Source organism: Ruegeria sp. AD6 (genome assembly GCF_056542325.1).
Map to the genome: position 1 here is coordinate 44,873 of NZ_JBQFZQ010000008.1, position 25,703 is coordinate 70,575.

Annotated in this window: 28 protein-coding genes; 16 read left to right on the forward strand and 12 right to left on the reverse strand. The window is 60.3% G+C overall.

Features of this window, described 5'->3' with window-relative positions; genetic code table 11:
* Positions 1-38: 38 nt before the first annotated feature.
* The 4 genes from ACR0KJ_RS15635 to ACR0KJ_RS15650 are packed head-to-tail and all read left to right on the forward strand — an operon-like array spanning position 39 to position 4,169.
* Positions 39-1,166: an ABC transporter ATP-binding protein gene (locus ACR0KJ_RS15635; protein ID WP_480627104.1), complete on the forward strand. Its 1,128-nt coding sequence runs from the start codon at positions 39-41 to the stop codon at positions 1,164-1,166.
* The gene (locus ACR0KJ_RS15640) at positions 1,166-2,056 is read left to right on the forward strand and encodes an ABC transporter permease subunit (RefSeq protein ID WP_480627143.1); all 891 of its coding nucleotides are present in this window, start codon (positions 1,166-1,168) and stop codon (positions 2,054-2,056) included. Before ACR0KJ_RS15635 ends, ACR0KJ_RS15640 begins: the two co-directional genes overlap by 1 nt.
* Entirely contained in the window at positions 2,053-2,871 is an 819-nt protein-coding gene (locus tag ACR0KJ_RS15645) for an ABC transporter permease (protein ID WP_170455297.1), read from the forward strand. Before ACR0KJ_RS15640 ends, ACR0KJ_RS15645 begins: the two co-directional genes overlap by 4 nt.
* Positions 2,868-4,169 carry an NAD(P)/FAD-dependent oxidoreductase gene (locus ACR0KJ_RS15650; protein WP_480627105.1) on the forward strand — a complete coding sequence of 434 codons (1,302 nt, stop codon included), beginning with the start codon at positions 2,868-2,870 and terminating at the stop codon, positions 4,167-4,169. The genes ACR0KJ_RS15645 and ACR0KJ_RS15650 overlap by 4 nt, the downstream gene beginning before the upstream one ends.
* Positions 4,170-4,176: 7 nt before the next feature.
* On the opposite strand, the gene ACR0KJ_RS15655 is transcribed toward ACR0KJ_RS15650, so the two are convergent.
* Genes ACR0KJ_RS15655 through ACR0KJ_RS15665 form a run of 3 tightly spaced genes read right to left on the reverse strand, consistent with a single transcriptional unit; the run spans position 4,177 to position 6,984 of the window.
* Positions 4,177-5,070, reverse strand: a complete 894-nt coding sequence (locus ACR0KJ_RS15655; protein ID WP_480627144.1) for a phosphotransferase family protein — start codon at positions 5,068-5,070, stop codon at positions 4,177-4,179.
* A 31-nt stretch (positions 5,071-5,101) separates the two neighbouring features.
* On the reverse strand, positions 5,102-5,764 hold the full coding sequence (locus ACR0KJ_RS15660) for a flagellar hook capping FlgD N-terminal domain-containing protein (RefSeq protein WP_480627106.1): 663 nt from the start codon (positions 5,762-5,764) through the stop codon (positions 5,102-5,104).
* Between the two features lie 2 nt (positions 5,765-5,766).
* A complete protein-coding gene (locus ACR0KJ_RS15665; protein WP_480627107.1) occupies positions 5,767-6,984 on the reverse strand; it encodes a flagellar hook-length control protein FliK in 1,218 nt (405 codons plus the stop codon).
* A 112-nt stretch (positions 6,985-7,096) separates the two neighbouring features.
* On the opposite strand from ACR0KJ_RS15665, the gene ACR0KJ_RS15670 reads away from it, so the two are divergent.
* From ACR0KJ_RS15670 to ACR0KJ_RS15695, 6 genes are all read left to right on the forward strand, one after another.
* Positions 7,097-7,363 carry a rod-binding protein gene (locus ACR0KJ_RS15670; RefSeq protein WP_170523802.1) on the forward strand — a complete coding sequence of 89 codons (267 nt, stop codon included), beginning with the start codon at positions 7,097-7,099 and terminating at the stop codon, positions 7,361-7,363.
* Positions 7,353-7,712 (forward strand): flagellar biosynthesis protein FlgN, encoded by a 360-nt coding sequence (locus ACR0KJ_RS15675; RefSeq protein WP_170455284.1) that lies wholly within the window; start codon positions 7,353-7,355, stop codon positions 7,710-7,712. The genes ACR0KJ_RS15670 and ACR0KJ_RS15675 overlap by 11 nt, the downstream gene beginning before the upstream one ends.
* A gap of 210 nt (positions 7,713-7,922) precedes the next feature.
* Complete coding sequence (locus tag ACR0KJ_RS15680) at positions 7,923-9,173, forward strand: flagellin (RefSeq protein ID WP_170455282.1); 1,251 nt, start codon at positions 7,923-7,925, stop codon at positions 9,171-9,173.
* Between the two features lie 77 nt (positions 9,174-9,250).
* Positions 9,251-9,625 (forward strand): flagellar biosynthesis regulator FlaF, encoded by a 375-nt coding sequence (gene flaF / locus ACR0KJ_RS15685; RefSeq protein ID WP_170455280.1) that lies wholly within the window; start codon positions 9,251-9,253, stop codon positions 9,623-9,625.
* Positions 9,625-10,026, forward strand: a complete 402-nt coding sequence (flbT, locus tag ACR0KJ_RS15690) for a flagellar biosynthesis repressor FlbT (RefSeq protein WP_170455278.1) — start codon at positions 9,625-9,627, stop codon at positions 10,024-10,026. The genes flaF and flbT overlap by 1 nt, the downstream gene beginning before the upstream one ends.
* Positions 10,023-10,817, forward strand: coding sequence for a DUF1217 domain-containing protein (locus ACR0KJ_RS15695; RefSeq protein ID WP_480627108.1), 795 nt, complete (start codon positions 10,023-10,025; stop codon positions 10,815-10,817). Before flbT ends, ACR0KJ_RS15695 begins: the two co-directional genes overlap by 4 nt.
* Positions 10,818-10,928: 111 nt before the next feature.
* Here ACR0KJ_RS15695 and ACR0KJ_RS15700 read toward each other — a convergent pair whose 3' ends face one another.
* From ACR0KJ_RS15700 to ACR0KJ_RS15710, 3 genes are all read right to left on the reverse strand, one after another.
* Positions 10,929-12,500 (reverse strand): DUF427 domain-containing protein, encoded by a 1,572-nt coding sequence (locus tag ACR0KJ_RS15700; protein WP_480627109.1) that lies wholly within the window; start codon positions 12,498-12,500, stop codon positions 10,929-10,931.
* A gap of 91 nt (positions 12,501-12,591) precedes the next feature.
* Positions 12,592-13,293: a helix-turn-helix domain-containing protein gene (locus ACR0KJ_RS15705; RefSeq protein WP_170455272.1), complete on the reverse strand. Its 702-nt coding sequence runs from the start codon at positions 13,291-13,293 to the stop codon at positions 12,592-12,594.
* Entirely contained in the window at positions 13,265-13,552 is a 288-nt protein-coding gene (locus ACR0KJ_RS15710; RefSeq protein WP_170455270.1) for a hypothetical protein, read from the reverse strand. Before ACR0KJ_RS15710 ends, ACR0KJ_RS15705 begins: the two co-directional genes overlap by 29 nt.
* Positions 13,553-13,728: 176 nt before the next feature.
* On the opposite strand from ACR0KJ_RS15710, the gene ACR0KJ_RS15715 reads away from it, so the two are divergent.
* From ACR0KJ_RS15715 to ACR0KJ_RS15730, 4 genes are all read left to right on the forward strand, one after another.
* Complete coding sequence (locus tag ACR0KJ_RS15715; protein ID WP_480627110.1) at positions 13,729-14,193, forward strand: hypothetical protein; 465 nt, start codon at positions 13,729-13,731, stop codon at positions 14,191-14,193.
* 112 nt (positions 14,194-14,305) lie between these two features.
* The gene (locus ACR0KJ_RS15720; RefSeq protein WP_170523819.1) at positions 14,306-14,923 is read left to right on the forward strand and encodes a ribonuclease HII; all 618 of its coding nucleotides are present in this window, start codon (positions 14,306-14,308) and stop codon (positions 14,921-14,923) included.
* Positions 14,924-15,030: 107 nt separating this feature from the next.
* Complete coding sequence (locus ACR0KJ_RS15725; RefSeq protein WP_170455264.1) at positions 15,031-16,131, forward strand: site-specific DNA-methyltransferase; 1,101 nt, start codon at positions 15,031-15,033, stop codon at positions 16,129-16,131.
* 140 nt (positions 16,132-16,271) lie between these two features.
* Complete coding sequence (locus ACR0KJ_RS15730) at positions 16,272-17,648, forward strand: adenylate/guanylate cyclase domain-containing protein (RefSeq protein WP_480627111.1); 1,377 nt, start codon at positions 16,272-16,274, stop codon at positions 17,646-17,648.
* Between the two features lie 78 nt (positions 17,649-17,726).
* Here the strand turns inward: ACR0KJ_RS15730 and ACR0KJ_RS15735 are convergent, their stop codons facing one another.
* Together ACR0KJ_RS15735 and mutY are read right to left on the reverse strand one after the other, a co-directional pair.
* Positions 17,727-18,863: an alkane 1-monooxygenase gene (locus tag ACR0KJ_RS15735; protein WP_480627145.1), complete on the reverse strand. Its 1,137-nt coding sequence runs from the start codon at positions 18,861-18,863 to the stop codon at positions 17,727-17,729.
* 61 nt (positions 18,864-18,924) lie between these two features.
* Entirely contained in the window at positions 18,925-19,980 is a 1,056-nt protein-coding gene (mutY, locus tag ACR0KJ_RS15740) for an A/G-specific adenine glycosylase (protein ID WP_170455260.1), read from the reverse strand.
* 81 nt (positions 19,981-20,061) lie between these two features.
* Between mutY and ACR0KJ_RS15745 the strand changes: the two genes are divergently transcribed.
* Both ACR0KJ_RS15745 and ACR0KJ_RS15750 read left to right on the forward strand, forming a co-directional pair.
* Positions 20,062-20,568: a DciA family protein gene (locus tag ACR0KJ_RS15745; protein WP_170455258.1), complete on the forward strand. Its 507-nt coding sequence runs from the start codon at positions 20,062-20,064 to the stop codon at positions 20,566-20,568.
* A 13-nt stretch (positions 20,569-20,581) separates the two neighbouring features.
* A complete protein-coding gene (locus tag ACR0KJ_RS15750; RefSeq protein ID WP_170455256.1) occupies positions 20,582-21,244 on the forward strand; it encodes a DsbA family protein in 663 nt (220 codons plus the stop codon).
* 40 nt (positions 21,245-21,284) lie between these two features.
* On the opposite strand, the gene lpxK is transcribed toward ACR0KJ_RS15750, so the two are convergent.
* From lpxK to ACR0KJ_RS15770, 4 genes are read right to left on the reverse strand one after another with little or no spacing between them, the layout of a single operon-like run.
* Complete coding sequence (gene lpxK, locus ACR0KJ_RS15755) at positions 21,285-22,283, reverse strand: tetraacyldisaccharide 4'-kinase (RefSeq protein ID WP_170624713.1); 999 nt, start codon at positions 22,281-22,283, stop codon at positions 21,285-21,287.
* Complete coding sequence (locus tag ACR0KJ_RS15760) at positions 22,270-23,505, reverse strand: glycosyltransferase N-terminal domain-containing protein (RefSeq protein WP_170455253.1); 1,236 nt, start codon at positions 23,503-23,505, stop codon at positions 22,270-22,272. Before ACR0KJ_RS15760 ends, lpxK begins: the two co-directional genes overlap by 14 nt.
* The gene (locus ACR0KJ_RS15765; RefSeq protein WP_170624621.1) at positions 23,502-24,302 is read right to left on the reverse strand and encodes a 3'(2'),5'-bisphosphate nucleotidase CysQ; all 801 of its coding nucleotides are present in this window, start codon (positions 24,300-24,302) and stop codon (positions 23,502-23,504) included. Before ACR0KJ_RS15765 ends, ACR0KJ_RS15760 begins: the two co-directional genes overlap by 4 nt.
* Complete coding sequence (locus ACR0KJ_RS15770; RefSeq protein ID WP_170624619.1) at positions 24,289-25,635, reverse strand: TldD/PmbA family protein; 1,347 nt, start codon at positions 25,633-25,635, stop codon at positions 24,289-24,291. Before ACR0KJ_RS15770 ends, ACR0KJ_RS15765 begins: the two co-directional genes overlap by 14 nt.
* Between the last annotated feature and the right edge of the window lie 68 nt (positions 25,636-25,703).

The following is a 25,703-nucleotide window of genomic DNA, read 5'->3' on the forward strand; positions in this document are numbered from 1 at the left end:
CGTGTTCATTTTGTCCGTAGAGATCGACGGGGGCCGCTTTGAACACCGAAGTCTTTGCGCCGTGGGATGACCCGCAGGCGAAACCACTGATCCAGTTCCAGAATGTGACCAAAAGGTTCGGCGGTTTTACCGCCATCGACAACCTGTCGCTGGACATTTTCGAACGGGAATTCTTTGCTCTGCTCGGCCCGTCCGGTTGCGGCAAGACCACGATGATGCGGATGCTGGCAGGGTTCGAGACCCCGACCGAAGGGCATATCATGCTGGGCGGTCAGGACATTGACCCGATCCCGCCGAACAAGCGGGCGGTGAACATGATGTTCCAGTCCTATGCGCTGTTCCCGCATCTCAGCATATGGGACAACATCGCCTTTGGTCTGCGCCGGGACAACATGCCCAAGCATGATCTTGAGGATCGGGTCGAGGAAATGCTGCGCCTGACCCGGTTGGAGCAATTTGCCCGCCGCAGACCGCATCAGATCTCGGGCGGTCAACGGCAAAGGGTGGCGTTGGCGCGGTCACTGGCCAAGGCGCCCAGGTTGCTTTTGCTGGATGAACCGCTGGGGGCGCTGGACAAAAAGCTGCGGCAGGACACGCAGTTCGAACTGATGGACATTCAGGAAAAAACCGGCACGACCTTTGTGATCGTCACCCACGATCAGGAAGAGGCGATGACCGTTGCCAGCCGCGTTGCCGTAATGGATCAAGGCAGGCTGATGCAGGTCGCCACGCCGGATCGCATCTATGAGACCCCGAATTCGGTCTACGTCGCAGACTTCATTGGCGATGTGAACATTATCGAAGGTCGCGCGACATCGAACGGTCAGGATACCTATCAGATCGACTGGGCCGAAGGGCAGGCCCCGCTGACCGCAACCTCGGACGCCGGGTTCTCGAATGGCCAATCCTGCCATCTGGCAATCCGGCCCGAGAAGGTGACCATTTCCGCAGATCGCCCAACGGACGCGATCAATGCCATTCAGGGCAAGGTGCATGACATCGCCTATCTGGGCAATCTGTCCACCTATCACGTCGAACTGGCAAACGGCACGATCATCAAGGCGCAATCCGCCAATACCCGTCGCATCTCGCGCCGGTCGTTCACATGGGAAGACCCGGTCTGGCTGTCCTGGACAGCGACGGCTGCGGTTCTGCTGGCGAACTGATGCGCCGCGCCCTGCTGATCGCCGTTCCCTATGTCTGGCTGCTGGCGCTGTTCATGGTGCCGTTCTTCATTGTTCTGAAGATCTCTTTGTCCGACACTGAACTGGCGATCCCGCCCTATACGCCGACGCTGGACCTGTCGCAGGGATGGGCCGGGATCAAGGACTTCTTCAGCCAGTTGGATTTCGAAAACTTCGTCTGGCTGACCGAGGATGACCTGTATTGGAAGGCTTATCTGTCCAGCGTAAAAATCGCCGTGATCTCGACCTTTTTCACGTTGCTGGTGGGCTATCCGATCGCCTATGGCATGGCCCGCGCGCCCGAGGAATGGCGGCCGACGCTGATGATGCTGGTGATCCTGCCGTTCTGGACCTCGTTCCTGATCCGCGTCTATGCGTGGATGGGCATTCTGTCGAACGAAGGTTATCTGAACCAACTGCTGCTCTGGACGGGCATCATCTCGACCCCGTTGACGATCCTGAACACCAACACGGCGGTCTATATCGGCATCGTCTACACCTATCTGCCCTTCATGATCCTGCCGATCTATTCCGCACTGGAACGGATGGACGAATCCCTCATCGAAGCTGCCGAGGATTTGGGCTGTTCACGGATGCAAGCCTTCTGGCTGGTGACCATCCCGTTGTCGCGTCCCGGCATAATCGCGGGCTGCTTCCTTGTGATGATCCCTGTAATTGGTGAGTTCGTGATCCCGTCCCTGCTGGGCGGCTCGGGCACGCTGATGATCGGTAAGGTTCTGTGGGAAGAGTTCTTCTCGAACCGCGACTGGCCTGTCGCCAGTGCCGTCGCCGTTGTCCTGTTGTTGATCCTGGTGATCCCGATTGTGCTGTTCCAGCGCAACCAGCAAAAACAGACGGAGGCCGAACAATGAGCAGGTTAAGCTGGTTCAACACGGTCTCGCTGACGCTGGGGTTCGCCTTCTTGTATATCCCGATGCTGATCCTGATCATCTACAGCTTCAATGAAAGCAAGCTGGTCACGGTCTGGGCGGGTTTCTCGACCAAATGGTATGGCGAGCTGTTCCAGAACGAACAGATCCTGGATGCCGCATGGGTGACGTTGCGCGTGGCCGTGTTCTCATCAACGATCGCCACCGTTTTGGGCACTGCTGCCGCCTATGTGTTGGTGCGCGGAGGGCGTTTCTTTGGCCGCACCCTGTTTTCGGGCATGATCTATGCACCGCTGGTGATGCCTGAAGTCATCACCGGATTGTCGCTGCTGTTGCTGTTCATCGGCATCGGACTGGATCGGGGTATCCTGACCATCGTGCTGGCGCACACGACATTCTCGATGTGCTTTGTGTCTGTTGTCGTCTCGTCGCGGCTTGTGACGTTCGATCAGTCGCTGGAAGAGGCCGCATTGGATTTGGGATGCTCTCCGGCGCAAGCGTTTCGTCTGGTGACCCTGCCGATTATCGCGCCTGCCGTGATCTCGGGCTGGTTGCTGGCCTTCACCCTGTCGCTGGACGATCTGGTGATCGCGTCCTTTACCTCGGGCCCGTCGGCCACGACCTTGCCGATGCGGATATTCTCGGCCGTGCGTCTGGGGGTCAGCCCTGAAATCAACGCGCTGTCGACCATTATGATCGCGGTTGTCACCCTTGGCGTGATCACCGCCTCGTTGGTGACAAAACGCGCGATGATGCGGCAGCGACAAGATGAAATGGCCGCTGCCCGAACGGAATGAGGCGCATTTTCCCCGACTATACCTACGGCCCCGGCCCGCGCGCGGGGTGTTGGTGGGATGAAACCAGCCCCAGCCCCGATTGGCCGGTGCAGAAAGGTGATCAGAGCGTCGATGTCGCCATAATTGGCGGAGGTTTCACCGGCGTCTCTGCCGCGCTGCATCTGGCAGAAGGCGGGGCCTCGGTCGCGGTGTTCGAGGCGGAAACCCCCGGCTGGGGCGCCTCCGGTCGCAACGGCGGGTTTTGCTGTCTGGGCGGCTCAAAGCTGAGCCACAGGACCATGGTGCGCCGGTTTGGCGAACAGGAGGCGGACGCCTACGGGCAGGCAGAACAGGATGCGGTCCAACTGGTCGCCGGGTTGCTGGACAAGCATGAGATCGATGTCGACACACATTCCGCAGGCGAAACCCAACTGGCGCATACCAAGCGCGCAATGACCCGTCTGCGTCGGCATGCAGACAAGAACGGCACCCTGCACGAGGCCAACGACCTGCCCGCGTTGGGGCTGAACGGCCCGTTTTACGGTGGCTACACGACTCCCGTCGGCTTTGGCCTGAACCCGCGCAAGTATCTGTTTGGCCTCGCGCGCGCTGCGCATGATCTGGGGGTGCAGCTTTATCAGAAAAGCCCGGTTCAGCGCGTCCAGAAATCCGGGCCGGGGTTTCGGCTGGCCACCCCCAACGGCTGTGTACAGGCCGACACGGTCCTGATCTGCACCAATGGCTATTCAAGCGAGGATGTGCCGGACTGGTTGTCTGGCCGGTATCTACCGGCGCAATCCACCGTTCTGGTCACACGCCCCCTGACCGAGGCCGAGAAGATGGCGCAGGGCTGGACCTCGGATCAGATGTGCTATGACACCCGGCATTTGCTGCACTATTTCCGATTGATGCCCGACGGGCGATTTCTGTTCGGAATGCGCGGTGGACTGCGACCCTCGGACCGGGCCGAGGCTGCAATTCGTCACAAGGTGCAAAGGGATTTCAGGCGAATGTTCCCTGCCTGGGCCGGGATCGAGATCACGCATATCTGGTCGGGCATGGTGTGCCTGTCCCACGGTTTGGTGCCTTATGCGGGCCCGGTGCCCCGGCAACCCGGCCTGTTCGCGGGTTTTGCGTTTCATGGCAACGGCGTTGCAATGGGCACCTATTGTGGTCGGGCCTTGGCGCGATTGGCTCTGGGACAAGATGCCGGGCTGCCCGGTCCGATGACACAGCCTCCGCAGCGATTTCCCCTTGGCAGGTGGCGACGCGCGGTTCTGCCGCCTGCTTATGCGGCCATGTCGATCGCGGATTGGTGAGTTCGGATCAGCGCAGTGCCTCGATCTCAAGTTCCAAACCGTGCCGGTAATCCGGTGCACCGTTTTCCATCCGCCACAGACAATACGCCGCCATGCGCCAGGCGAACCATGGGTGCAACTGTCTGTACCGGACCGTAATCGCCTTATCCCGATAAGCTGTCAGGAACCGTTCTGTCTGATCGGTCGCCAAAGGCGCCCCCCGGTATAGTTTCTGCATCGCCGGGGACAGGAACATCGCCAAATCCTCACAAGGATCCCCCAACGCCGGACATTGCCAGTCGATCAGGGTCAAACCGGTATCTGCCACCAGAATGTTGCCCGGCACAGGATCGCCATGGATCAGGCAAACATCAGAAATCGGTTCGACCGCGTGTGAGGGCCGCAAGTCCAGCAGCGTCTGACGGGTTTGGGACGAACACCGATCAAGGATTCTTAGCCCGTGCTGTTCCAGATCCGCGCTGCCATTGCACCCTTCTGGTGCCGGAACCGGAAATTTCTGCCGGTGCAAATCCCAAAGCAGCTCGGCCACCGGCTCGGGATCCTTGTCCCAGGGTGATCCGGGCGCGTGGTCGTAGAACACCCAGCGGTCCTGCTGGTGCCGCCCTGCGGCGCGCAGCCGAGGCACAAATCCGGTGGGTTCCAGCGCTTTCAGGCAACGGGCTTCCAATTCGGCATCATTGCCAAACAAAGGGTTGCGCAGGGATGAGCTATAGAGTTTCAAAACCCTGTCGCAATCGCCGCCAAGCACCTTCCAGACCTGATTGGTCCGCCCGCCATATAGGGTCTCGAAACGCGCACCTTCATGAACCAGCGCTTTGTCGATCAGCTGCTGAACAAGGTCGGGTGGAGGTTTGGGCAGGTCGGGCAGGGCGTTAACCAGTTCTTCAAGCGAGTCGCGAATGGCCTAGCTTTGGCCCGCCCAGCCCGTCAGTTCAAGCGCCCGCGCGCACGGCTGTGACCTGATCGGTGGGAACAACCTGCCCGCTTTCAAGGGTCAGCAGGATCGACGCGTCTCCGATCTGGGCTTCTACCACCCGGCTGTATGAGGCGGCAGGCGTGTCCGACAACCGGTCACCATCCTGAAAACTGCGAAGCGTGGCCGTGTAGGTCCCGGGGGGCAGCGGATTGCCATCGGCGTCCGTACCAGCCCAGATAAACTCGGTCTGATCCAGCGGCACATCTGTCCGGCTGACAACCGCGCCTTGTTCGTCCCGGATGATCATCGTCGCTTTGTCCGCCGCATCATCGGGCTGGGCGAACAAGGTCACGGGCGCGTTTTCGAACTGGAACCCCGCGGTCGAGCGTACGTCCATTCCAACCCAATTCGCCAGTTCGCCAAGGTTCAGCCCCCCCATGCTGGCTGTCAGCGAGGACAGCAGATCATTGGTCTGCACCTGCTGCTCAACCATCGAAAACTGCGCAAGCTGCGAGGCATATTCGGTGGAATCCATCGGCTCCAACGGGTCCTGATTCTGGGCCTGTGTGGTCATCATCAGCAGAAAGGTTTCGAAATCGGATGCAATGGCCGAGCTTTGAGTGCTGGCTGCCGTCTGAATCTGGCTTGTGCTTTGCACAAGCTGGGTTGGGTTTATCATTGTCATAACCTCATATCGATGCCCCTGCCCGGGGCCGATTTCTGTGGAATTGCATTTGTATGGACCGCCGCTTCTTCGGATGGCATCTCGACAAAGCCAGAGGTGTTGGGATCGCGCGCGTCCTGCCGAGGGTCCGAAGACGTGCCCAGATCGAAGGACAGATCGCCATAGCCAAGCTTCTGGAACTCGGCGTTCAACACGGCAATATGTCGGCGCATCAGGTCCAGCGTTTCAGGACGCTCGGCGGCAATCGTGACATAAAACCCGTCATCGCGGCCATTCAGTACGATTGAAACCCGCCCCAATTCTTCGGGGTTCAGTGCAATCTCGACCGCGCCTGACCCGGGCCGCGCCTGCACCGCCGCTGCCATTTGTCCGGCAATGGCCCGCGCGACCTCGGCCCGCGCCGCCTGAGCGGGCGCGCTGAGTGACGGGGCCGATTCACGCGAAGATTGCAACACCGGCTCATCGGCCATAACAGGCAGAGCCTCTGGTTTCTCGACAGGTCCCGGTTTTTCAACCTCACGAGGGGTGGCCGTCGCCAGAATCTGCATCTGAGCGGCGCTGGGAGGTCGATCCATTGGCACCTGCGACTGCGGTGGTTTTGGCAGGTCGCTCGCGATCTTTGGGGCATCCCGATGCATTGTCACTTGCCCTTTGGATGACAACTCCGGCCCGTTTGTTGAACGTGCCGCGAGAGCCGATACGACGGGCGTTCCAAAATTCACCTGCGTGATAGCAGGCGACGCATTGGCCGGGGCGTTGTTTCGCGTGTCCGGCTGCGGCACGACTGCTTGTACGTCTTTGGGCGGGGCGGGGTCATGCGGGATCGTTGCTTGTGCCGCCGGGCCAGACTCCACAGCTTGTGGCACAGTCTGCGCGCCAATCGTCACTTGTGTTTGCACTGTTTTCCCCGTGGGCGGCGCCTGTTCAATGGCACGTTCGGCAACCGGCACCGGCTTGACCTCAGCCACAGCGAGCGTGGGGGCAGGAGGCTCGGCCTCGATATCGGGCCCGTCGGCTGCAATCTTGGCTTCGGGCAAATCGGCACCTTCTTCTGTCACCTCGGGCATGGGGTCTTGTTCCGGCGCAGGTTCCTGCTGATCCAGAATGTCCTGAAACTGCGCCGTCTTTTTTGACGCATCCGATTCGTGCGTCGCAGACTCGGGCTTGGCAGTCGATGTGGGCGCGTTTGTCGCCAGTGTCAGCGGGTTGGGCATTTTGCTCCGGCTCCGTCTTGTGTGACCGGAAATCTGCCCTCAGGAAGTTACGTTTATTTTAACCGCTTTCCTCTTTGATCGAGAAAGTTCGATGCAATTTTCGGAGAAAGCAATGAAGGTTTCGGCCCTCCCCCCACCGGTTCCAACCACGGATAAGCTCAGGTCTGCAGCCGTTGAGCTTGAGGCCGCATTCCTGGCGGAGATGTTAAAGTCCGCCGGTCTGGGGGAATCGCGCGACTCGTTCGGCGGCGGGGCCGGAGAGGATCAGTTCTCGTCCTTTCTGGTTCAGCATCAAGCACGACAATTGGCCCAGTCCGGCGGCGTCGGGCTGTCGGAACTTTTACTCAAATCAATGATGGAGCGCAGCAATGACAGCTGATTCCGATACGATTCTGATCCGGTCGCTGGAAGAGATTCTGGATCTTGAACGCGCGGCGCTGGTTGACGGCGATCTGGATCGCCTGACCCTGATGGTGCCGGAAAAAGAAAAGCTGATCGGTGCGATCAACGATCTTCAGGTACGCGACAGCGCCGAGTTGATTCGCGTTCAGCAAAAGGTCGAACGCAATCAGGCCCTGCTGAACAGCGCGGCAGACGGCATCCGCGCCGTGGCCGCCCGCATGGCCGAACTGCGCCGGGTACGTCAGGAATTCAGCACCTACGGCGCAGATGGCCAGCGCAACGGGTACAAGGTGCGCAGCCATGCAAAGCTGGAAAAACGGGCATAGCCGTCGGTTTGATTCAAATCCGAAATTTCCGGGTTGGGCGTTTTAGCACTCCGTTAGGGGATCACGGTCAAGAGTGTCCCTGCACTTGATGAACACAGGTGGCGCGAACGGCCTCAGGGTGCGTCGCACAGGTCAGAACGACAGCAAAGCCCGCAGGCATTGCGGGGTGAAACTGGGCGCAAAAGGCCCGAACGGAAAAGGATGAAAGCTATGTCCAGCATTCTGACAAACAATGGCGCAATGGTTGCGCTGCAGACCCTGAAGTCGGTCAACAAGAACCTTGAAATGACCCAGAACGCGATCTCGACCGGTAAGGATGTCGCGACCGCCAAGGACAATTCGGCCGTGTGGGCGATCTCCAAAGTCATGGAGTCGGACGTCAAAGGCTTCAACGCCATCAAGGACAGCCTGTCACTGGGTGAATCCACCGTTGCCGTTGCGCGGAATGCGTCGGAAACGGTGACCGACCTGCTGACCCAGATGAAGGGTAAAATCGTTGCCGCGCAGGAAGGCAATGTTGACCGCGCCAAGATCAATGACGACGTGACCGCGTTGCGCGATCAGATCGCATCGGTTGTCGGGGCCGCGCAGTTCAACGGTCTCAACCTGGTGGATGGGACCGCGGGCACTGTCTCGATCCTGTCCTCGCTTGACCGTGATGGCACCGGTGCCGTGAACTCTGCGTCGATTTCGGTGGCCAGCCAGGACCTGTCGATTGGTGGGTATACGGCCAAGGGCGTTCTTGCCGGTTCGGACGGTGCGACAACCGACAATGACGTGGCAGGCTTCACCATGGACCGCACCACGGGCACTGGCGACATTCTCATCGACAGTTCGACGGACAACTTCGAAGTCGGTGACAGCGTGTCGATCCGCGTTGGCGATCAGGAAGTGTCATATACGATCCAGGACAGCGATCTTGATCCGTCGGGAACCTATGACGAGAACTACACCGATGCTCTGGTCGCGGTCGGCCTGAAGAATGAGATCGATGCACTGGGTATCACGGGTCTTGCCGTTGATTATGACGCGTCCAGTGCGCCGAACACCCTGTCCTTCGCGACGGGTACCGCCGCTGCAGGTGCTGATGCGGATCAGGACATTTCTATCTCTGCTCAGTTCACCAACGCGGGTTCTGGCGGTCTGGGTGCGCTGAGCTCAATTGACGTGTCGACCGATGCAGGTGCAGCGGCAGCACTGGGCACGATCGAAACGCTGATCGATACCTCGATCGACGCGGCGGCGGCCTTTGGGTCCGTGCAGGGTCGGATCGAAACCCAGCAGGATTTCGTTTCGAAACTGACCGACTCGTTCAAGTCCGGTATCGGCTCGCTGGTTGATGCCGACATGGAAGAGACCTCGGCTCGGTTGCAGGCCCTGCAGGTACAGCAGCAGCTGGCAACCCAATCGCTGTCGATTGCCAACCAGGCGCCACAGTCGATCCTGTCGCTGTTCCGTTAATTCCGGAACCTCGTCGGGGCGCGGGTTTCGCGCCCCGGCATTGACCGCATGAAGACGGCCTATTGGAAGGATTTCAAGTGACCCCGCAAATGCTTGCTCACAACGCCTACGCGCAAACCGCTGCCCCTATTCGAACGCCGCGCGATACTGAATTCGAGGCGATTTCGAAAATCACGCGCCGTCTCAAAGCGGCCGCAGCACGCAAGTCAACTGATTTTGCCGGATTTGTTCAGGCCGTGCATGAAAACCGGCGTCTGTGGACGGTTCTTGCAACGGGCGTGTCTGACTCGGATAACGCCCTGCCCAATGACCTGCGGGCCCGCATTTTCTATCTGGCGGAGTTTACCGAACATCACAGCAGTCAGGTTCTGACCAACAACGCAACCATTGATCCCTTGTTGGAAATCAACACCGCAGTTCTGCGCGGGCTGCGTCAGGGTGGGGCCGCGTGATGGGGGGGCTGGTCCTGAAATTGGCCCCGAAAGAGAGGGTTCTGATCAACGGCGTTGTCATTGAAAACGGGGATCGACGCAGCCGGTTCTCGATCATGACGCCGCAGGCCAATGTGCTGAGGTTGCGAGATGCCATTCACCCGGATGAGGTGAATACACCCGTCCGTCGTGTCTGTTACGCCGCGCAGCTTGTTCTGTCCGGGGATATGGATCCTGTTTCCGCAAGACAACAACTGCTGCGCCGCGTTGAAGAACTGAGTCAGGTTTTCACCGATGCCGACAGCCGGCGCGTTCTGACCGAAGCAACCGATGCGCTGGTGGCCGAGCATTATTATAAATGTCTGAAATCGCTCCGCTCGCTATTGCCGAGGGAAGAGCGTTTGATGGCCTATCAGCAATGACCTTCCAACCCGTCATACCCACTGGCGGGCTGGTCGGCTGGCGCTTTCTGCAACGCACGTACGATTCGCAGTTTCAGGCCTTTTCGACCTCGAACATCAACGAGCGAGAGACACGGTATTTTCTGGAAAACATCGGTCAGGTCGAAACAGCCGAACAACTGGTGTCGGATCGGAGGCTGTTGCAAGTCGCACTTGGGGCGTTTGGGCTTGAGGGTGATCTGGATAACCGCTTCTTCATCCGCAAGATCCTTGAGGATGGAACCAGCGCCGATGACGCCTTGTCCAACCGGTTGGCCGACAAGCGGTATCGCGAGTTCTCGGACGCTTTCGGATTTGGCCCCGGTCAGGTGCGGCGGACCGGATTTGCATCGCTTATGGAGCAGGTCGCACAGGACAACATGACCGCACGTTTCGAGATCTCGGTAGGTGACTCGGATGAGTCCATGCGCATCACCCTTTATGCGCAACACGCACTGACCGAACTGGCTGAGGCGGATACAAGCACGGACACGAAGTGGTTCGATCTGATGGGGTTACCGCCGCTGCGCAGCATGATGGAAACAGCATTGGGATTACCTGCGTCCTTCGGGCAGTTGGACATTGATACGCAATTGGTCGAGTTCAAAGAGCGTTTGTTCAGTCTGACGGGCTCTGACGATCTGTCGCAATTCACGGATGAGGGCGCTGTGTCCCACCTGACCGATACCTACCTTGCGCGCAGCCAGATCGCGCAGTTGCAGAACACGATCTCTCCTGCGCAGACCGCGCTGATCCTGCTGGGGGCGGGGTAAACCTATGATGGCCGAACAAGTCACGGAAGGAACGTCCTGCGGCGAAATTGGGTTCGCCGAAGACTATGATTGCACCGCTGGTCGGACGACCCGGATCGAGGCACGAGCAAGCTAAGAATTCAGGATGTCATCTGCAGATGTACGCAACGCATAGGATCTGACCGGTTTGGACACATTATGCAACGCGACCTCGCCCAAGGGCTGCGCATGTGCGCAGGCCGGTGCGATATCTTCCGAGACAACGATGCGGTGCCCAACGGTTTTGCCGAACTCCCCCAACCGGGCGGCCACATTGGCAGCCTGACCGATCACGGTGAAATCCAACCTTTCGCGCGAGCCGACATTGCCATAGGTCACGCGCCCATAGGCCAGACCGATCGAGCAATCGCAATGAGTGTCAGTGCCGGCTTGCCGCAACTCGCCCAGTCGTTCGACAATTCCAATTGCCGTGCGTTGCGCGCTTTCTCGCGCGACCGCGGGGTCGTCGATGGCCGGAAAGACAGCAAGCACAGCGTCGCCGATGAATTTCAGAACTTCGCCTCCATTCTCATGGACAATGCCGGATACGGTTTCGAAAAACTCATTCAGCAGGTTGATATAGGCCGCACGTCCCAATTTCTCTTCAAGGCTGGTCGAGTTGCGCAGATCGCAGAACATGATCGCCGCATCAATCTCATCCCCGTCGCCGCGACGGATTTCACCGCCCAGAACCCGAGCCCCGGATCGTTTGCCGACATAGGTCTCCAGCAGAACCTGCGCGTTCTCGCGCTGCATGAACACTTCGTAATACCGAGCGATCACGGCCGAGCATTCAAAAACCAGCCCAAGATTTTCGGTCGTGAAACCGTTGGGGTGATCGCAGGTCAGGGTCAGAACATTGGTGCGCCCGTCCGAAAACGGCAGCGGCATGGCCACATAATCCGTTGCGCCCTTGGCCCTCAAATCCTCCATGATCGGAAAACTGTTATGGGGGTTCTCGTCGTTCAGCCGTTGCCGCACGCCACCCAGCCCGTTGGAAACATGACGCAGCGGGCTGTTGATAAACGCCGGGTGGTCATGGATCTCGTAGGTTGGTGCGTGGGTCAGAATCTCGGCCTGATCCTTTTCCCAGATATAATGCTTGCCCACGATCAGCGGATGAAGCGACCAGGCCAGAATGCTGAGGCGCTGAATCGCGATCCCGTGTTCCAGCATTTTCTCGGCCAGCGCCTCTGTAAACGCCTCGGGCGTATTGGCGGTTGAGGCACCGCGCATCAGCCAATCAATCAAGGGGCCGCTGATGTTCCCGTCATCAGGCTCGCGCAGTTGGTTCTGGCCCAGATCAATCTCGGTATAGGCGCCGGGCATGAACCCGATATGGCCCTGAATCGCGATGCTTTCCGGCAGCGCGTCTTCATAGGCCCAGACGGAATTGGCCAGATGCTCACCCGGCAGGTTGATGTCATGATAGGTCGCGGTGCCCTTGAACGGGCAAAAGGTCTGCAAATCGGTCTCTGCGCTCAGGTCCACGCACAGATCGGCGCGCGGGATGTAGAGGGTGGGCGGCAGCCGTGTCTCATACATCACCTTGGCATTGTGGCTTTCCGCCAGAAGAATGTCGTTCCGGTAAATGGCAATTCTGCCTTTCAACGGCTCGACAGAGATTCCGTAACCTTTGGGTCTTGGTGTGGCGTGGACGTTCATGATCGACCTCCCTTGCCATGGGGTCCCAAAATAATGGGGTTTTCCGGTCTTTATTCCAAGGGGCACGGCACAGTTTTTCAACTGCGCCGGGTCACACCATCTGGATGACGTCCTTTTCGATGGACAGCATATAGCCCTTTTTGGCGATATTCTTGACCAACAATTCGCTGACCATCTGGTTACCCAACGCGTCGCGCAGGCGTTTGATCCGGGTGGCCCCGGCGGCTTCGTCACAATCGGCGGCATCACGGCCCGAGATCATCGCCTCGATCTGGGCACCTGACAGGACCTCGTCGTCCAGCCTGGATTCGGCCAGAATGGACAGGGTTTCCATCGCGGCAGGCGTCAGTTTGAAGTCCATGTTGTTGAGGTAAACCGTGTTTTCCTCGCGGCTGATCAAAAGCGAGGTCACCTGAATCCCGGTACGTTCGATCTGTGCCATGCGCCGGTTCAGCAGCACCAGCATCACCAGAAACACAAAGGCCGAGATCAGCATCGCGCAGGAAAAGACAAGCAGCACATAGATGACCATCCGATAGCTGGCCAGCGTATCGGCAAAGGCGGTGCCGGATTGGGCCAGAATCTCCAACAGCCGGATTTCGGCCTGCGTGGTCAGGTCGCTTTCGACAAACAACCTTTCGACCCGCGCGTTGAAGGCGTTGGCGTCGGGCAGGGTCCAGAACAGAAATGCGGCTGCGGTCACAAGAATGACCAGGATAGCAGCAATGCCCAGCCCGACCAGTCGAACCCCGGAGCGTCTTGCGTCAGAAACGGAGATAGAATTTTCCGGCATTGGCCTTCCTTTGATCCAACCCTTCCGGCCCAAATACCGACATGACGTTCAGCAAGGTCCAGCCGGACCCGCGCAGGCGCTGCGCGACCTCCTGCTTTGCCTGCCCTTTTTTACACGAAGACACCTGCATCACGCCGTAATGCAGGCGCAAGGGATTGTCCTGTTTGGCCTTGTAGTCGGCATAGCAATCCGCCGCCAAAGCAGAGGAGCCCACCGATAACAGGGTCGCAATGACCAGAGAAGAGAGGATCTGTTTCATAGGCCGCATCCTGCGCATGGGTGGCCGGGATATTCAATAACATAAGGGGTTAGACGCGGCTGATATTCGATAACAACCGCGCGTTATTGCTTGTCTGAAGGGGACGGGCCCAGTGTCGGGGCATCACATTCGCGGTCCTTAGCGGGTCCGCCCCAAGTTGCGAAAGGACATGCATCATGCACCGCAAATTCATCGCCCTGATCGTCGCCACCGCCATTGCCATTACCGGCGTCTCGGCCTCGCAAGCACGGGCTGCGGATACCGGGGACATTCTTGGCGGGCTGGCCGCAATTGCCATCATCGGCGCGGCGGTCAATCACTATAACAAGGAAAAGCGCAGGGATCGGCCGAGCCGCCAGTATCATCACGTGTACAAGGAACCGAAGATCGTGCATCCACATGTTCGTCCGGTTCCGAAACGTGTGGCGCGATATGACCTGCCGCACCGGTGCCTGCGGACCATCAAAGGCTACGGACCCAACCGGCAGTTGCTTGGGCCAAAATGCCTGAAGAAACACTACAGACATGCCAATAGCCTGCCCAACCAATGCAAGGTCGGTTTCTGGAACGGCAAAAAGGTCAAGCGGGGGTATGAACCCGCGTGCCTGCGCCAGCAAGGATACCGCGTGGTTTACCAGTAATCGGTCACGAGCAGGAGCGGTGCCGCAAGAAGCGCCGCGCAAGAGAGGGGGCGGCACAAGCTGCCCTCTCTTTTTTCTTGCGGTCGGTCGTGAAACGCGGTTTGCCAAAGGGATGATGGTACCGAATTTTGAACTTGAGCAGGCCCTGCTGGACCGAGGGCATCTGCGCGTCGCAGGTGTTGATGAGGTCGGGCGCGGCCCGCTGGCCGGGCCGGTTGTGGCGGCTGCGGTGATTCTGAACCCCGGTGATATTCCCGCCGGGTTGAACGATTCCAAGAAACTAACCGCCAAGCGCCGCGCCGCTTTGGATACGGTCTTGCGGGACAGCGCCGAATTTGCGGTTGCCGAGGCGTCGGTGGAAGAAATCGACGAGATCAACATCCTGCGCGCCTCGCATCTGGCCATGGCGCGGGCGGTGGCGGCCCTGGACCCTGCGCCCGATTTTCTGCTGATCGATGGCATTATGATACCGCGCGGCCTGAAAATCCCTTCGCAGGCGGTTGTCAAAGGGGATGCGCGATCGGTGTCGATCGCGGCGGCCTCGATCCTTGCCAAAAACTGGCGCGATCAGGTGATGGTGGATTTGGCGCAACAGCATCCGGGCTATGGGTGGGAGACAAATGCCGGTTATCCGTCAAAACAACACAAGGAGGCGCTGCAAAATCTTGGTGTGACCCCACACCATAGACGTTCGTTCAAGCCTGTCCACAATATCTTGTATCAAGAGTAAATCGTAAGTCGCTGATTCAAAAAAGAAATTGACGGCGAATCGTCTTTGACTCATCCTTGTCTCAACCAAATGAGCGCAAAAGCGCCGTGGATACTTGAGGCAGTAAAATGACAACAACCACCAAAAAGGGCGCAAAAGCGCTCCCTTTAAACACGATCCTATCCGGGGACTGCATCGATGTGATGAACAGTCTGCCCGAGGCGTCGGTTGACCTGATCTTTGCGGATCCTCCGTATAATTTGCAGTTGAAGGGGCAATTGCATCGCCCGGATAACTCACAGGTGGATGCGGTTGACGACCATTGGGATCAGTTTTCAAGCTTTGGCGCTTATGACCAATTCACCCGCGAGTGGTTGAAAGCGGCGCATCGTCTGCTGAAACCCAATGGCGCGATCTGGGTGATCGGGTCCTACCACAACATCTTCCGCGTGGGCTCGGCCCTGCAGGACGCGGGTTATTGGATTCTGAACGACGTCGTGTGGCGCAAGTCGAACCCGATGCCGAATTTCCGCGGCAAGCGATTCACCAACGCGCATGAAACGATGATCTGGGCGTCGAAACGTGAAGGTGCGAAATACACGTTCAACTACGAGGCGCTGAAGGCCCTGAACGAAGGCGTGCAGATGCGCAGCGACTGGGTGCTGCCGATCTGCACCGGGCATGAACGGCTCAAGGATGAAAACGGCGACAAGGCACATCCGACGCAGAAACCGGAATCGTTGCTGCACCGGGTTCTGATCGGCTCGACCAATCCGGGGGATGTGATTCTGGACCCGTTCTTTGGCACCGGCACGACCGGTGCGGTTGCCAAGATGCTGGGGCGCGAGTTCATCGGCATCGAGCGCGAAGAAAGCTATCGCAAGGTGGCCGAGAAGCGTATTTCCAAGGTCCGCAAGTTCGACCGTGAGGCGCTGGAGGTCAGCGCCAGCAAACGCGCCGAGCCGCGCGTGCCCTTTGGCCAATTGGTCGAACGCGGCATGCTGCGCCCGGGCGAGGAGCTCTATTCCATGAACCAGCGCCATAAGGCCAAGGTGCGCGCCGACGGGACGCTGGTGGGCGATAACGTCAAGGGCTCGATCCATCAGGTCGGCGCACATCTGGAAAACGCGCCGTCCTGCAATGGCTGGACGTACTGGTGTTTCAAACGCGACGGCAAGACGGTGCCGATTGATGTGCTGCGCCAGCAGATCCGCGCGGAAATGAACTGATTCACGAAAACCGCCGGTGCCTGTGGCCTGACACATGGCACTACGCCTTGCCCCGCCGATCATCCGGCGGGGTCTTTTGTTTTGGCCGCAGGAATGGTTGCATGGGATCACTCTGATACCTGATACGAGAGTGATCCGTCATGACAGACACCAGCGCCAGCCCCTCGCGTTTTGAAAGGTTCTTTGTCACCCGGCCCGACAATTTCGATCTGGACAACAAATATACCGAAGCCGCGCTGGAACAGCACAAGCGCGAGGGGCTGGAACTGGCCGTTCGCGCCCGCTGGATCGCGATGGGGCTGACCGGGGTGCTGCTGATCTATCTGAACCCGCAGTGGGAGGTGTTGTGGTATCACTTCATCCTGCTGCTGCTCTGCGCCAATGGCTGGCTGATCCGCCGCGCGGGCCGGGTGGGGCAATCGCGGGCTGAGTTGTTGCTGATCTTTGTCGATCTGCTGATCATGACCTTGGGCATGATCGTACCCAACCCGTTCAGCGACGATGTCCGACCGCTGGCGATGCAGTACCGGTTCGACAATTTCCAGTATTTCTTCATCATTCTGGCGGCGGGCACGCTGGCTTATTCCTGGCGCACGGTGATTGCCATCGGGTCGTGGACCGCAGGGGTATGGACTGCGGGGTGGATCATTGCCTGGTGGATCGCCACCCCCTTCCCCGGGATCAGCGAGCGGGTGGCGGATGCGTTGCAGGGCTATCCGGATGTGGCCGAAATGTTGGATCCAAACAGTTTCCGGGCCGAATTGCGCATCCAGGAGGTGATCGTGTTTGTAATGGTCGCGGTGACGCTGGGCGTATCCATGCGGCGGCTGAACCGGCTGTTGATGACCAATGCGGGGCTGGAGCGCGAGCGGGCGAACCTGTCGCGCTATTTCTCGCCCAATGTGGTCGATGAACTCAGCCAGAATGACGAGCCGTTGAAACAGGTGCGCAAGGAAAACATCGCGGTTCTGTTCATCGATATCGTGGGCTTCACCAAGTTTGCGGCGGGTCGCGACCCGTATGAGGTGATCGAGGTTCTGCGCGGGTTCCATGCCCGGATGGAGACCGAGGTGTTTCGTCATCATGGGACGCTGGACAAATATCTGGGTGATGGGTTGATGGCCACGTTTGGCACGCCGGTCCCGACGCCGCTGGATGCCACCAACGCGCTGGGCTGTGCGCGGGCGATGGTGGACATGATCGACCGCTGGAATCTGGAACGCCGTCGCGCGGGCGAGGTTGAGATTCATGTGGGGATCGGGGTCCACTATGGCTCGGTCGTGTTGGGTGATATCGGGGCCAACCGTTTGGAATTTGCGGTGATCGGCGATGCGGTGAATGTCGCTGCCAAGCTTGAGGCGATGACGCGCGACTATAAGGCACGCGTTGTGGTCAGTGACGCGCTGCGGGCTCAGGCGTCGCAGGAAAGCCCCGCATACGCGATGGAAGGATTCACTAGGCGCAGCGCTCAGGCCGTGCGCGGCGTGGCCGACCCCATGGATATCTGGGCGTACTGAGGGGCTCCCGCCCGTCGTTGCTGCATCGAAGATGCAGCGCCTTCGGTTGGGCCGGGCAGCGCGCAGGGCGCGCTGCGGTCACGCATTTGGCTGGGGGTTCTGCGCCTTGTTGTAGGGATGCCAATCGGTGATCTCGGGGTAGTATTGCCGCCGCCAGGCCCGCACACGGGGGTTCATGACGCGCCGCCACAAGGGCGGGATCATCGCGGCCACCGTCATGACCGGGTAGCCATGGGGCAATTGCGGCGCGTCCTCTTGTGCGTGGTTTTGCAGCAACGGAAAGCGCCGGTTGGGTTTGTAGTGGTGATCCGAATGGCGTTGCAGGTTGATCAGCAACCAGTTTGACGCCTTTTGCGAGGCGTTCCAGGAATGGCGCGGCAGAACATGTTCGTATTTCCCGTCGCCGATATGTTTCCGGGTCAGCCCGTAATGTTCGACGTAGTTCACCAGTTCCAACTGCCAGATCGCCACGCCCGCTTGCAGCAGGAACAGCCCCAACCCGGACCATCCGCCGATCAGGGCCGCAAGCGCCAGCATTCCGCCTTGCAGCGCCCAATACCGCCAGAACGGGTTCGACGGGTCGGTCCAGGGGCGATCCTTGCGGGCCAGCTTGTCCCGCTCGGCTTTGAAGGCGGACATGAGGCATTGCAGCAGGACGCGCGGGTAGAAGCGGTGGAAGCCCTCGTTATACCGCGCGGTCACCGGGTCGCGTGGAGTGCCGACATAGCGGTGATGGACCAACAGATGTTCGGACCGGAAATGGGAATAGAGGACCATGGCAAGCAGGATATCGCCCAGCCAGCGTTCCAGCCGGGATTTCTGGTGCATCAGCTCGTGGCTGTAGTTGATGCCAACCGTACCCGAGAGGATGCCCATACCGAAAAACAGCCCGACCTTGGACCAGCCTGACAGGTGATCGGTGTGCGTGACATACCAGATCAGGCCAAACAGGGTGACAAACTGAACCGGCACCCAAAGCTTGGTCAGCAGGATGTACCAACGCAGCACATCGTCTGGCGTTTCGGGATCGGCATTGTCCAGGTTAAGGCCGGTCAGGCGGTCCAGCGCGGCAAAGGCCCACCAGGTCGTCAGCGGGATCAGCAGAACCCACCAGCCGCCTGCGATGGCTGTGATCCAGATCAGGGGAACCAGCAGAAAGGACACCCAGAAGGGCAGAGCCGTTTGCCAGCGGGTCAGGGTCTCTGTTGTGATCATCATTCGTGCTCCGAACCGGTATGGGCAGCCTAGCCGGGCGACCCAATGGGGCACAACGGGCTTATTGCCCGCGCCACAGATCGTGGGCCTTGCGCATCACGGTTGGCAGGTCGCTGGGTTTGAAATCGTGTTTGGGCAGTATCGTCAGGCCGTTTGGTGTTTCTTGCTCAGGCAGGTCCGCTGTCCAGATACGCAGAACCAGATGGAAATGAGTGAAGGTGTGGCGCACTTCGCCGGGCAGCAGGTTCCAGTCGGCGCGGAACGGAGGTGCCTCGGCTGGTGCATCCGACCAGTCCGAGCCCGGCCAGCCCAGCATTCCGCCCAACAGCCCTTTGTCGGGACGACGCTCCAGCAGCAACGCTCCGTCCCGGCGCTGGGCGATGTAGATATGCCCGAGGCGGGTGGGTTTTGGCTTTTTCGGGGTCTTTCGGGGCAATTCTGCCTGCGTTCCTGCGATGCGGGCCAGACAGGGGTCACGCAGGGGGCAGATGCCGCAGGCGGGGGATTTCGGGGTGCAGATCGTTGCGCCCAGATCCATCACCGCCTGCGCATGGTCGCCGGGGCGCTGATCCGGCGTCAGCGCGGCGGCCTTGGCCTTCAGAACTGGTTTCGATCCGGGCAGTGGATCATGAATGTCATAAAGCCGCGCCATGACACGCTCGACATTGCCGTCCAGCACGGTCTCGGGCCGGTCAAAGGCAATGGATGCGATGGCGGCAGCGGTGTAGGGGCCGATCCCCGGTAGGTTCAGCAGGGCGTCATAGGTGTCGGGGAACCGCCCGTCATGCTGATCCGCCACGACCCGGGCGCATTTCAGCAGGTTGCGGGCGCGGGCGTAGTAGCCAAGCCCTGCCCATTCGCCCATCACCTGATCATCCGGCGCGGCGGCCAGATCATGAACGGTTGGCCAGCGCGAGGTGAAACGCATGAAGTAATCACGTACGGCAGCAACGGTTGTTTGTTGCAGCATTACTTCGGACAACCAGACGCGATAGGGGTCTGGCTGCACGCCTGCGGCACGATCCGCAGGCCCTACGCGCCATGGCATGTGCCGCGCGTGACGGTCATACCAGTCGAGCAATGCGGCGCTCAGGTCGAATTCAGGGCTGTCACGCAAGATTTATCTAACTCTCTGTCGGGTTTCGCTGGCACCTGCCGTTTCGCCCATTACAATAGCGGCGCAGGAGTTGGAAACCAGATGCAGCGCAGACGTTCTTCGACCCGCGGGTTCAAACGGACCGCGACATTGCTGAACGACCAGATCAGGCGCGCCGGGGAAAGCCGGGGCTTTGCCGTGTCGCGTCTGTTGACCCACTGGGCCGAGATTGTGGGGCAGGACACCGCCTCGATCGCGCGTCCGGTCAATGTGGGCTATGGCAAGGGCGGGATCGGCGCGACGCTGACCCTGCTGACCACGGGCCCACAGGCCCCGATGCTGGAGATGCAGAAGGAACAGCTGCGCGGCAAGGTGAACGCCGTATACGGCTATAACGCGATCAGCCGCATTCGCATCACCCAGACCGCTCCGACAGGATTTGCCGAGGGGCAGGCCAGTTTCGATCACAAACCGAAACACGCAAAACCGGAAATAAAACCAGAAATTGCGGCCGAGGCAGACAAAGTGTCGCGCGATGTTCACGATGGTGATTTGCGCGCTGCCCTTGAACGTTTGGGCCGCAACGTTTTATCCAAACAGAAACGCTGAGAAAGGGCTGAGAATGAGCCGTATTGCAACCGTAATCTGTGCGGCTGTCGCCGTCGCCGCTGGCGGCTATTGGCTGACAACCTCGAATTCCACCCCGGCCAACCCGCTGGTTGGCAGTGCCATCGCGCAAGAGGCCGATCTGGACACCTCGACCATCGTCGAAATGGTGCAGGGTGCCGAGGATGCGCCGGTCGAGATCATCGAATACGCATCCTATACCTGCCCGCATTGTGCAAATTTCCATCAGGGCGCGTATAAGCAGCTCAAGAAGGATTTCATCGACACCGGGAAGGTCAAGTTCATCTACCGAGAGGTGTATTTTGACCGCTATGGTCTGTGGGCCTCGATGGTTGCGCGCTGCGCGGGTCCCGAGAAGTTCTTTGGCATCACCGACCTGATCTATGAAGGTCAGTCCGAATGGACCCGCGCGGGCGGCCCGCCGGAAATCGTCGACGAGCTGCGCAAGATCGGGCGTCTGGCCGGGATCGATGGCGATCAGCTAGAAGCCTGCCTGCAGGACGGTACCCGCGCCCAGACACTGGTTGCGTGGTATCAGGAAAACGCCGAGCGTGACGATATTCAGGCCACCCCGTCCTTCATCGTCAACGGCGAGAAGGTGTCGAACCAGTCCTACGAGGATTTCAAGCGGCTGATCGAAGCCGAGCTTGGCAGCTAAACCCATTCCCGGTCAGCCCGTTCAGGGCTGGCCGGATCCATCAGGGCGAAGGTGCCGCCTTTAACAGCATCTCGCGCACAGAATCGGCATCTGCCACTTGCAGGCGCACCGGCAGGGTCACGACCTTGCGACGAAAGGCATCGGGCAACCGGACCGCATCTTTTTCCGTTGTCACCATCTGGGCACCCAAGGACCGGGCTTCGTTCTCAAGCCGGGTCATAAGGGCTGTCGTCAGCGGTTGGTGATCGTCCAAAGCCTCGGCCCGCAGCAGCTCGGCCCCTTGCTGGCGCAGGGTCTGGAAGAATTTCTCGGGATGTCCGATGCCTGCAAAGGCCAGCACGCGCGACCCGGCCCAGTCCATTCCTGTTTGCAAAGGTTCGACGACACCGGTCGCGTGCGGCACTGAAATCTGATCGCCCCACTGATCGGCAAATACCTGTTGCGCGGGGGCGTCGCCAAGGGACAGAACCAGATCGGCGCGTTTCAGGCCCACATCGACGGGTTCGCGCAAAGGCCCAGCAGGCAGGCACAACCCGTTCCCGAACCCGCGTTGCGCGTCCACCACGATGATCGAGAAATCCTTGGCGACCGAGGGGTTCTGGAACCCGTCATCCAGCACGATCACACTTGCGCCTTCTTGTGCGGCAGCACGCGCACCGGCGGCGCGATCCTTGGCCACCCAAACCTCGGCAAACATGGCCAGCAGCAGCGGTTCGTCGCCGACTTGCGCGGCCGAATGTTTGCTTGGATCGACCCGCACCGGTCCTTCCAGCGACCCGCCATGTCCGCGTGTGACGATATGCGGTTCGTGCCAGTTGCTTCGCAACTGTTCCACAACCCAGATCGCCGTGGGGGTCTTTCCGGTTCCGCCTGCATTCAGGTTGCCGATGCAGATCACCGGAACGCCCGGATTGACCCCGGTATCGGATGCAACGCGGCGCGCGGTTGCCGATGCGTAGATACGGCCCAGAGGGGCCAGTAGCCGCGCCCGCAGGTCCAGCTTGTCTGGGCCGGTGTTCCAGAACTCAGGTGCTCGCATCATCTGCACTCCGCTGGTCCAGCGCTTCCTGCACCATGTCGATCAACTGGTCGGCCTGCGGCGCGCCTTCGGTGATCATTTGCCATCCTGCAAGGGCCATGCCCGCCGCCTGATCGGGGGCCAGAAGCTCGACAATCGCATCGCCCAATTCGGTGGCGGATTTCACCATGCGTGCCGCCTTGACCTGTTTCAACTGATCGTAAAGCTCTTGCTGGCTGTGCACAAAGGGGCCGTGCACAATGGCCGATCCCAATGCAATCGTCTCAAGCGGGTCCTTGCCAGCTGCGCCACGTTCAAGCGAACTGGCCATGAATGTGACGGGTGAGACTCGTTGCCAGAGGCCCAGATCTTCGGGCTCGGATGTCAGAATGACCTGTGTCGTGTCTTCGATCTTGTCGCCCTGATCCCAGTAGGCACAGCGCAGATCCATCGATTCAAGCCGCCTGTGCAGCGGTCCGGCTTCGCGCATGTCGGCCACATGCAGCACCAGCGCCAGACGCGGCAGCATCCGCATCGCCTGACGATGGGCACTGAGAACCGAGATGAATTCCTTGTCCTGCACCCATGCCGCCAGCCAGACGGGCCGACCCGAAAAGATGTGATTGATCTCAATAAGCTCGTCTTCGGGCCAGGGTTCCGGGTTGGGGCTGATCTGCAGGGGGGGAGATACGGCAACCTTGGCCGATGCAACACCCATGCGCCGGATCTGGCGTGATGTGTCTTCGGATTTGGTCAGGATTCTGTCAAAGCAATCAAATGTATACCGGGAAATGTCCGGCAGCCACCGCGCGGTTCTGGGGATCTCGATCTCCAGCGTCGCCTCGATCAGGATCAGCGGTATGCCCCGTTCCTGAGCGCGGGTAATGATGTTGGGCATCAGGCCGCCGCCAACCCACAGCCCCATATTCGGACGCCAGTGGTTCAGAAACCCGCGTGCCGCGCCGGTGTGCTCGACCGGCAGGGTGATCAGCGGATAGGGCGTTTCGGCCCATCGTTTCAGGTCAGCCTTTGGCGGTGCGCTCAGCAGGATGGACAGGCCGGGCCGGACCTGTTGCAGACGGTGGCAGAAGTGATTGATCACCCGCAGCCGGTCCTGATCTGCGATGTGGATCCACAACAACTCCCCTTCAGGTCGCGGCAGGTCGGGCTGGCCATTGCCGTTGGGAACCCCCCACGACAAAACCCGATAGGCCGCAAGGCTGAGAGAGCGGGGCTTGCTCATCCGCTGATCCCGGGGCCGTTGGGATCCAGTTGTTCGGATAGCTGGTCGTGCAGGGGTTTCCCGGCGGCAATCACCCCGTTCAGGCGGGGATGGGCATTGTTGAAGCGCAGCGGTTGGCCTGCACGGTCGGAGCAGATGCCGCCCGCCTCGCGCACGATCAGGTCGCCTGCCGCGATGTCCCATTCCCAACTGGGGCGCAGGGTCAGCATCCCGTCGAACCGGCCCTGCGCGACCAGCGCCATGCGATAGGCCAGCGACGGGCGATAGGCCCGCGTGAACGACGGGGGCTGGCCCTGACGCCAATGATGGGGCGCGAGGTTTGGTTTGGCCGCCAAAAGCTCGGAATCGTCCAGCGTGGCGGTTGTTGCGATGCGGATGGGGGCGCCGTTCAGCGTGGCCCCCTGACCCTTGGCTGCGGCGTACAGCAGGTCGCGCAGGGGCAGATAGATCACCGCTGCCGTGACCTCACCCTTCTCAGCGATGGCCAGCGAATGCGCCCATGTGCGGGCACCCTCGGCAAAGCTGCGGGTGCCGTCGATCGGGTCGATGACAAAGACGCGGTCGCGGTTCAGCCGATCCGGCGTATCCTCGGTTTCTTCGCTCAGCCAGCCGTAATCGGGGCGGGCTGCGGGCAGGTGCTGCTCCAGCATGGCGTTTACCGCCAGGTCGGCCTCGGTCACCGGCCCGGCCCCGTCGGGCTTGTCCCAGCGTTGCGCCTGCGCCCCGGAATAGCGGGTGGCGATCTTTCCGGCCTCAAGGGCTGCGTCGATCAGAAGTGGCAGATCAGTTGCCGGCAAGCGTCATTCCTTCGATCAGCACCGAGGGGACGACCCGCGACAGATAAGCCCGCGCGTCATTGGCCGGGATCATCCGTTTCAGCATGTCGTGCAGATTGCCTGCGATGGTGCATTCGTTGACCGGGTGCGTGATCTCACCGTTTTCGACCCAGAATCCGGAGGCCCCACGCGAGTAATCGCCGGTATTCGGGTTGATCGTCGAACCGATCATCGACGTCACCAACAGGCCGGTGCCCATGTCGCGGATCAGGTCCGCGCGGCTTTGGTCACCCTGGGTCAGGCTCAGGTTCCAGTTGCTGGGCGAGGGCGGCCCCGACACGCCGCGTGTGGCGTTGCCGGTCGAGGCCATGTCCAGCTTGCGCGCGCTGGACAGATCCAGCGTCCAGCCCGTCAGAATGCCGTTTTCGACAATCGCGCGGCGGCGGGTCGGCAGCCCTTCGGCATCAAAGGGGCGCGAGCCCGAGATGCGCGGGCGGCTGGGGTCTTCGATCAGAGACAAATGTTCGGGCAGAATCTGCTTCCCAAGGCTGTCTTTCAGCCACGAGGCCCCGCGCGCGATGGCGGCACCGTTGCTGGCGGCCAGCAAATGCCCGATCAAAGACGATGAGATACGTTCATCAAACAGAACTGGAAAGCTGCCGGTCTCGGGCTTGCGCGCACCCCCAAGGGCCACGGCGCGTTCGCCCGCCTTGCGACCGATCTCCTGCGGGTCGCGCAGGTCGGACTGGAACGTGCGGCTGTCGCCGTCATAATCCCGCTCCATCCCCGTGCCTTCGCCCGAGATGGCGACGCACGAGGTTGAGCGATAACTGCGCGCATACCCGCCCGAAAACCCGTTCGTGGCGGCCAGAAAAACGCGGTGGGTTCCATAGCTTGCACCGGCGTCGGACACTTGCGACACGCCCGGTACGGCCAAAGCGGCGGCTTCGGCGGCAAGCGCATCCTGCATCAACGCATCTGGGGCAGGTTCCGGGGTGGGGTCGAACAATTCCAGCGCGTCGATGTCCCAGCCATTGGCCAGTTGCGCGGCATCGGCCAACCCGGCAAAGGGGTCCTCGGGGGCCTCTTTCGCCATGGCAACGGCGCGTTCGGCCATCGCGTTCAGGGTTTCGGGACGATTGTCAGAGCTTGAGACGATGGCCTGCCGTTTGCCGACAAACACCCGCAGCCCAAGATCGGTCCCTTCCGAACGTTCCGCATGTTCCAGGGCCCCGCCGCGCACTTCGACCGAGACCGACGAGCCGTCGATAACAATCGCATCGGCCGCTTCAGCCCCGGCTTTGCGGGCCGCATCCAGCAGGGATTGGCTGATTTCTTCTGGTGTGCGCGTCATGGGGCCTCCGGTTTGACTGCAATGGACCTAGCCTTGCACAGCCCGTCTCGCAAGACCCGTGACCGAAT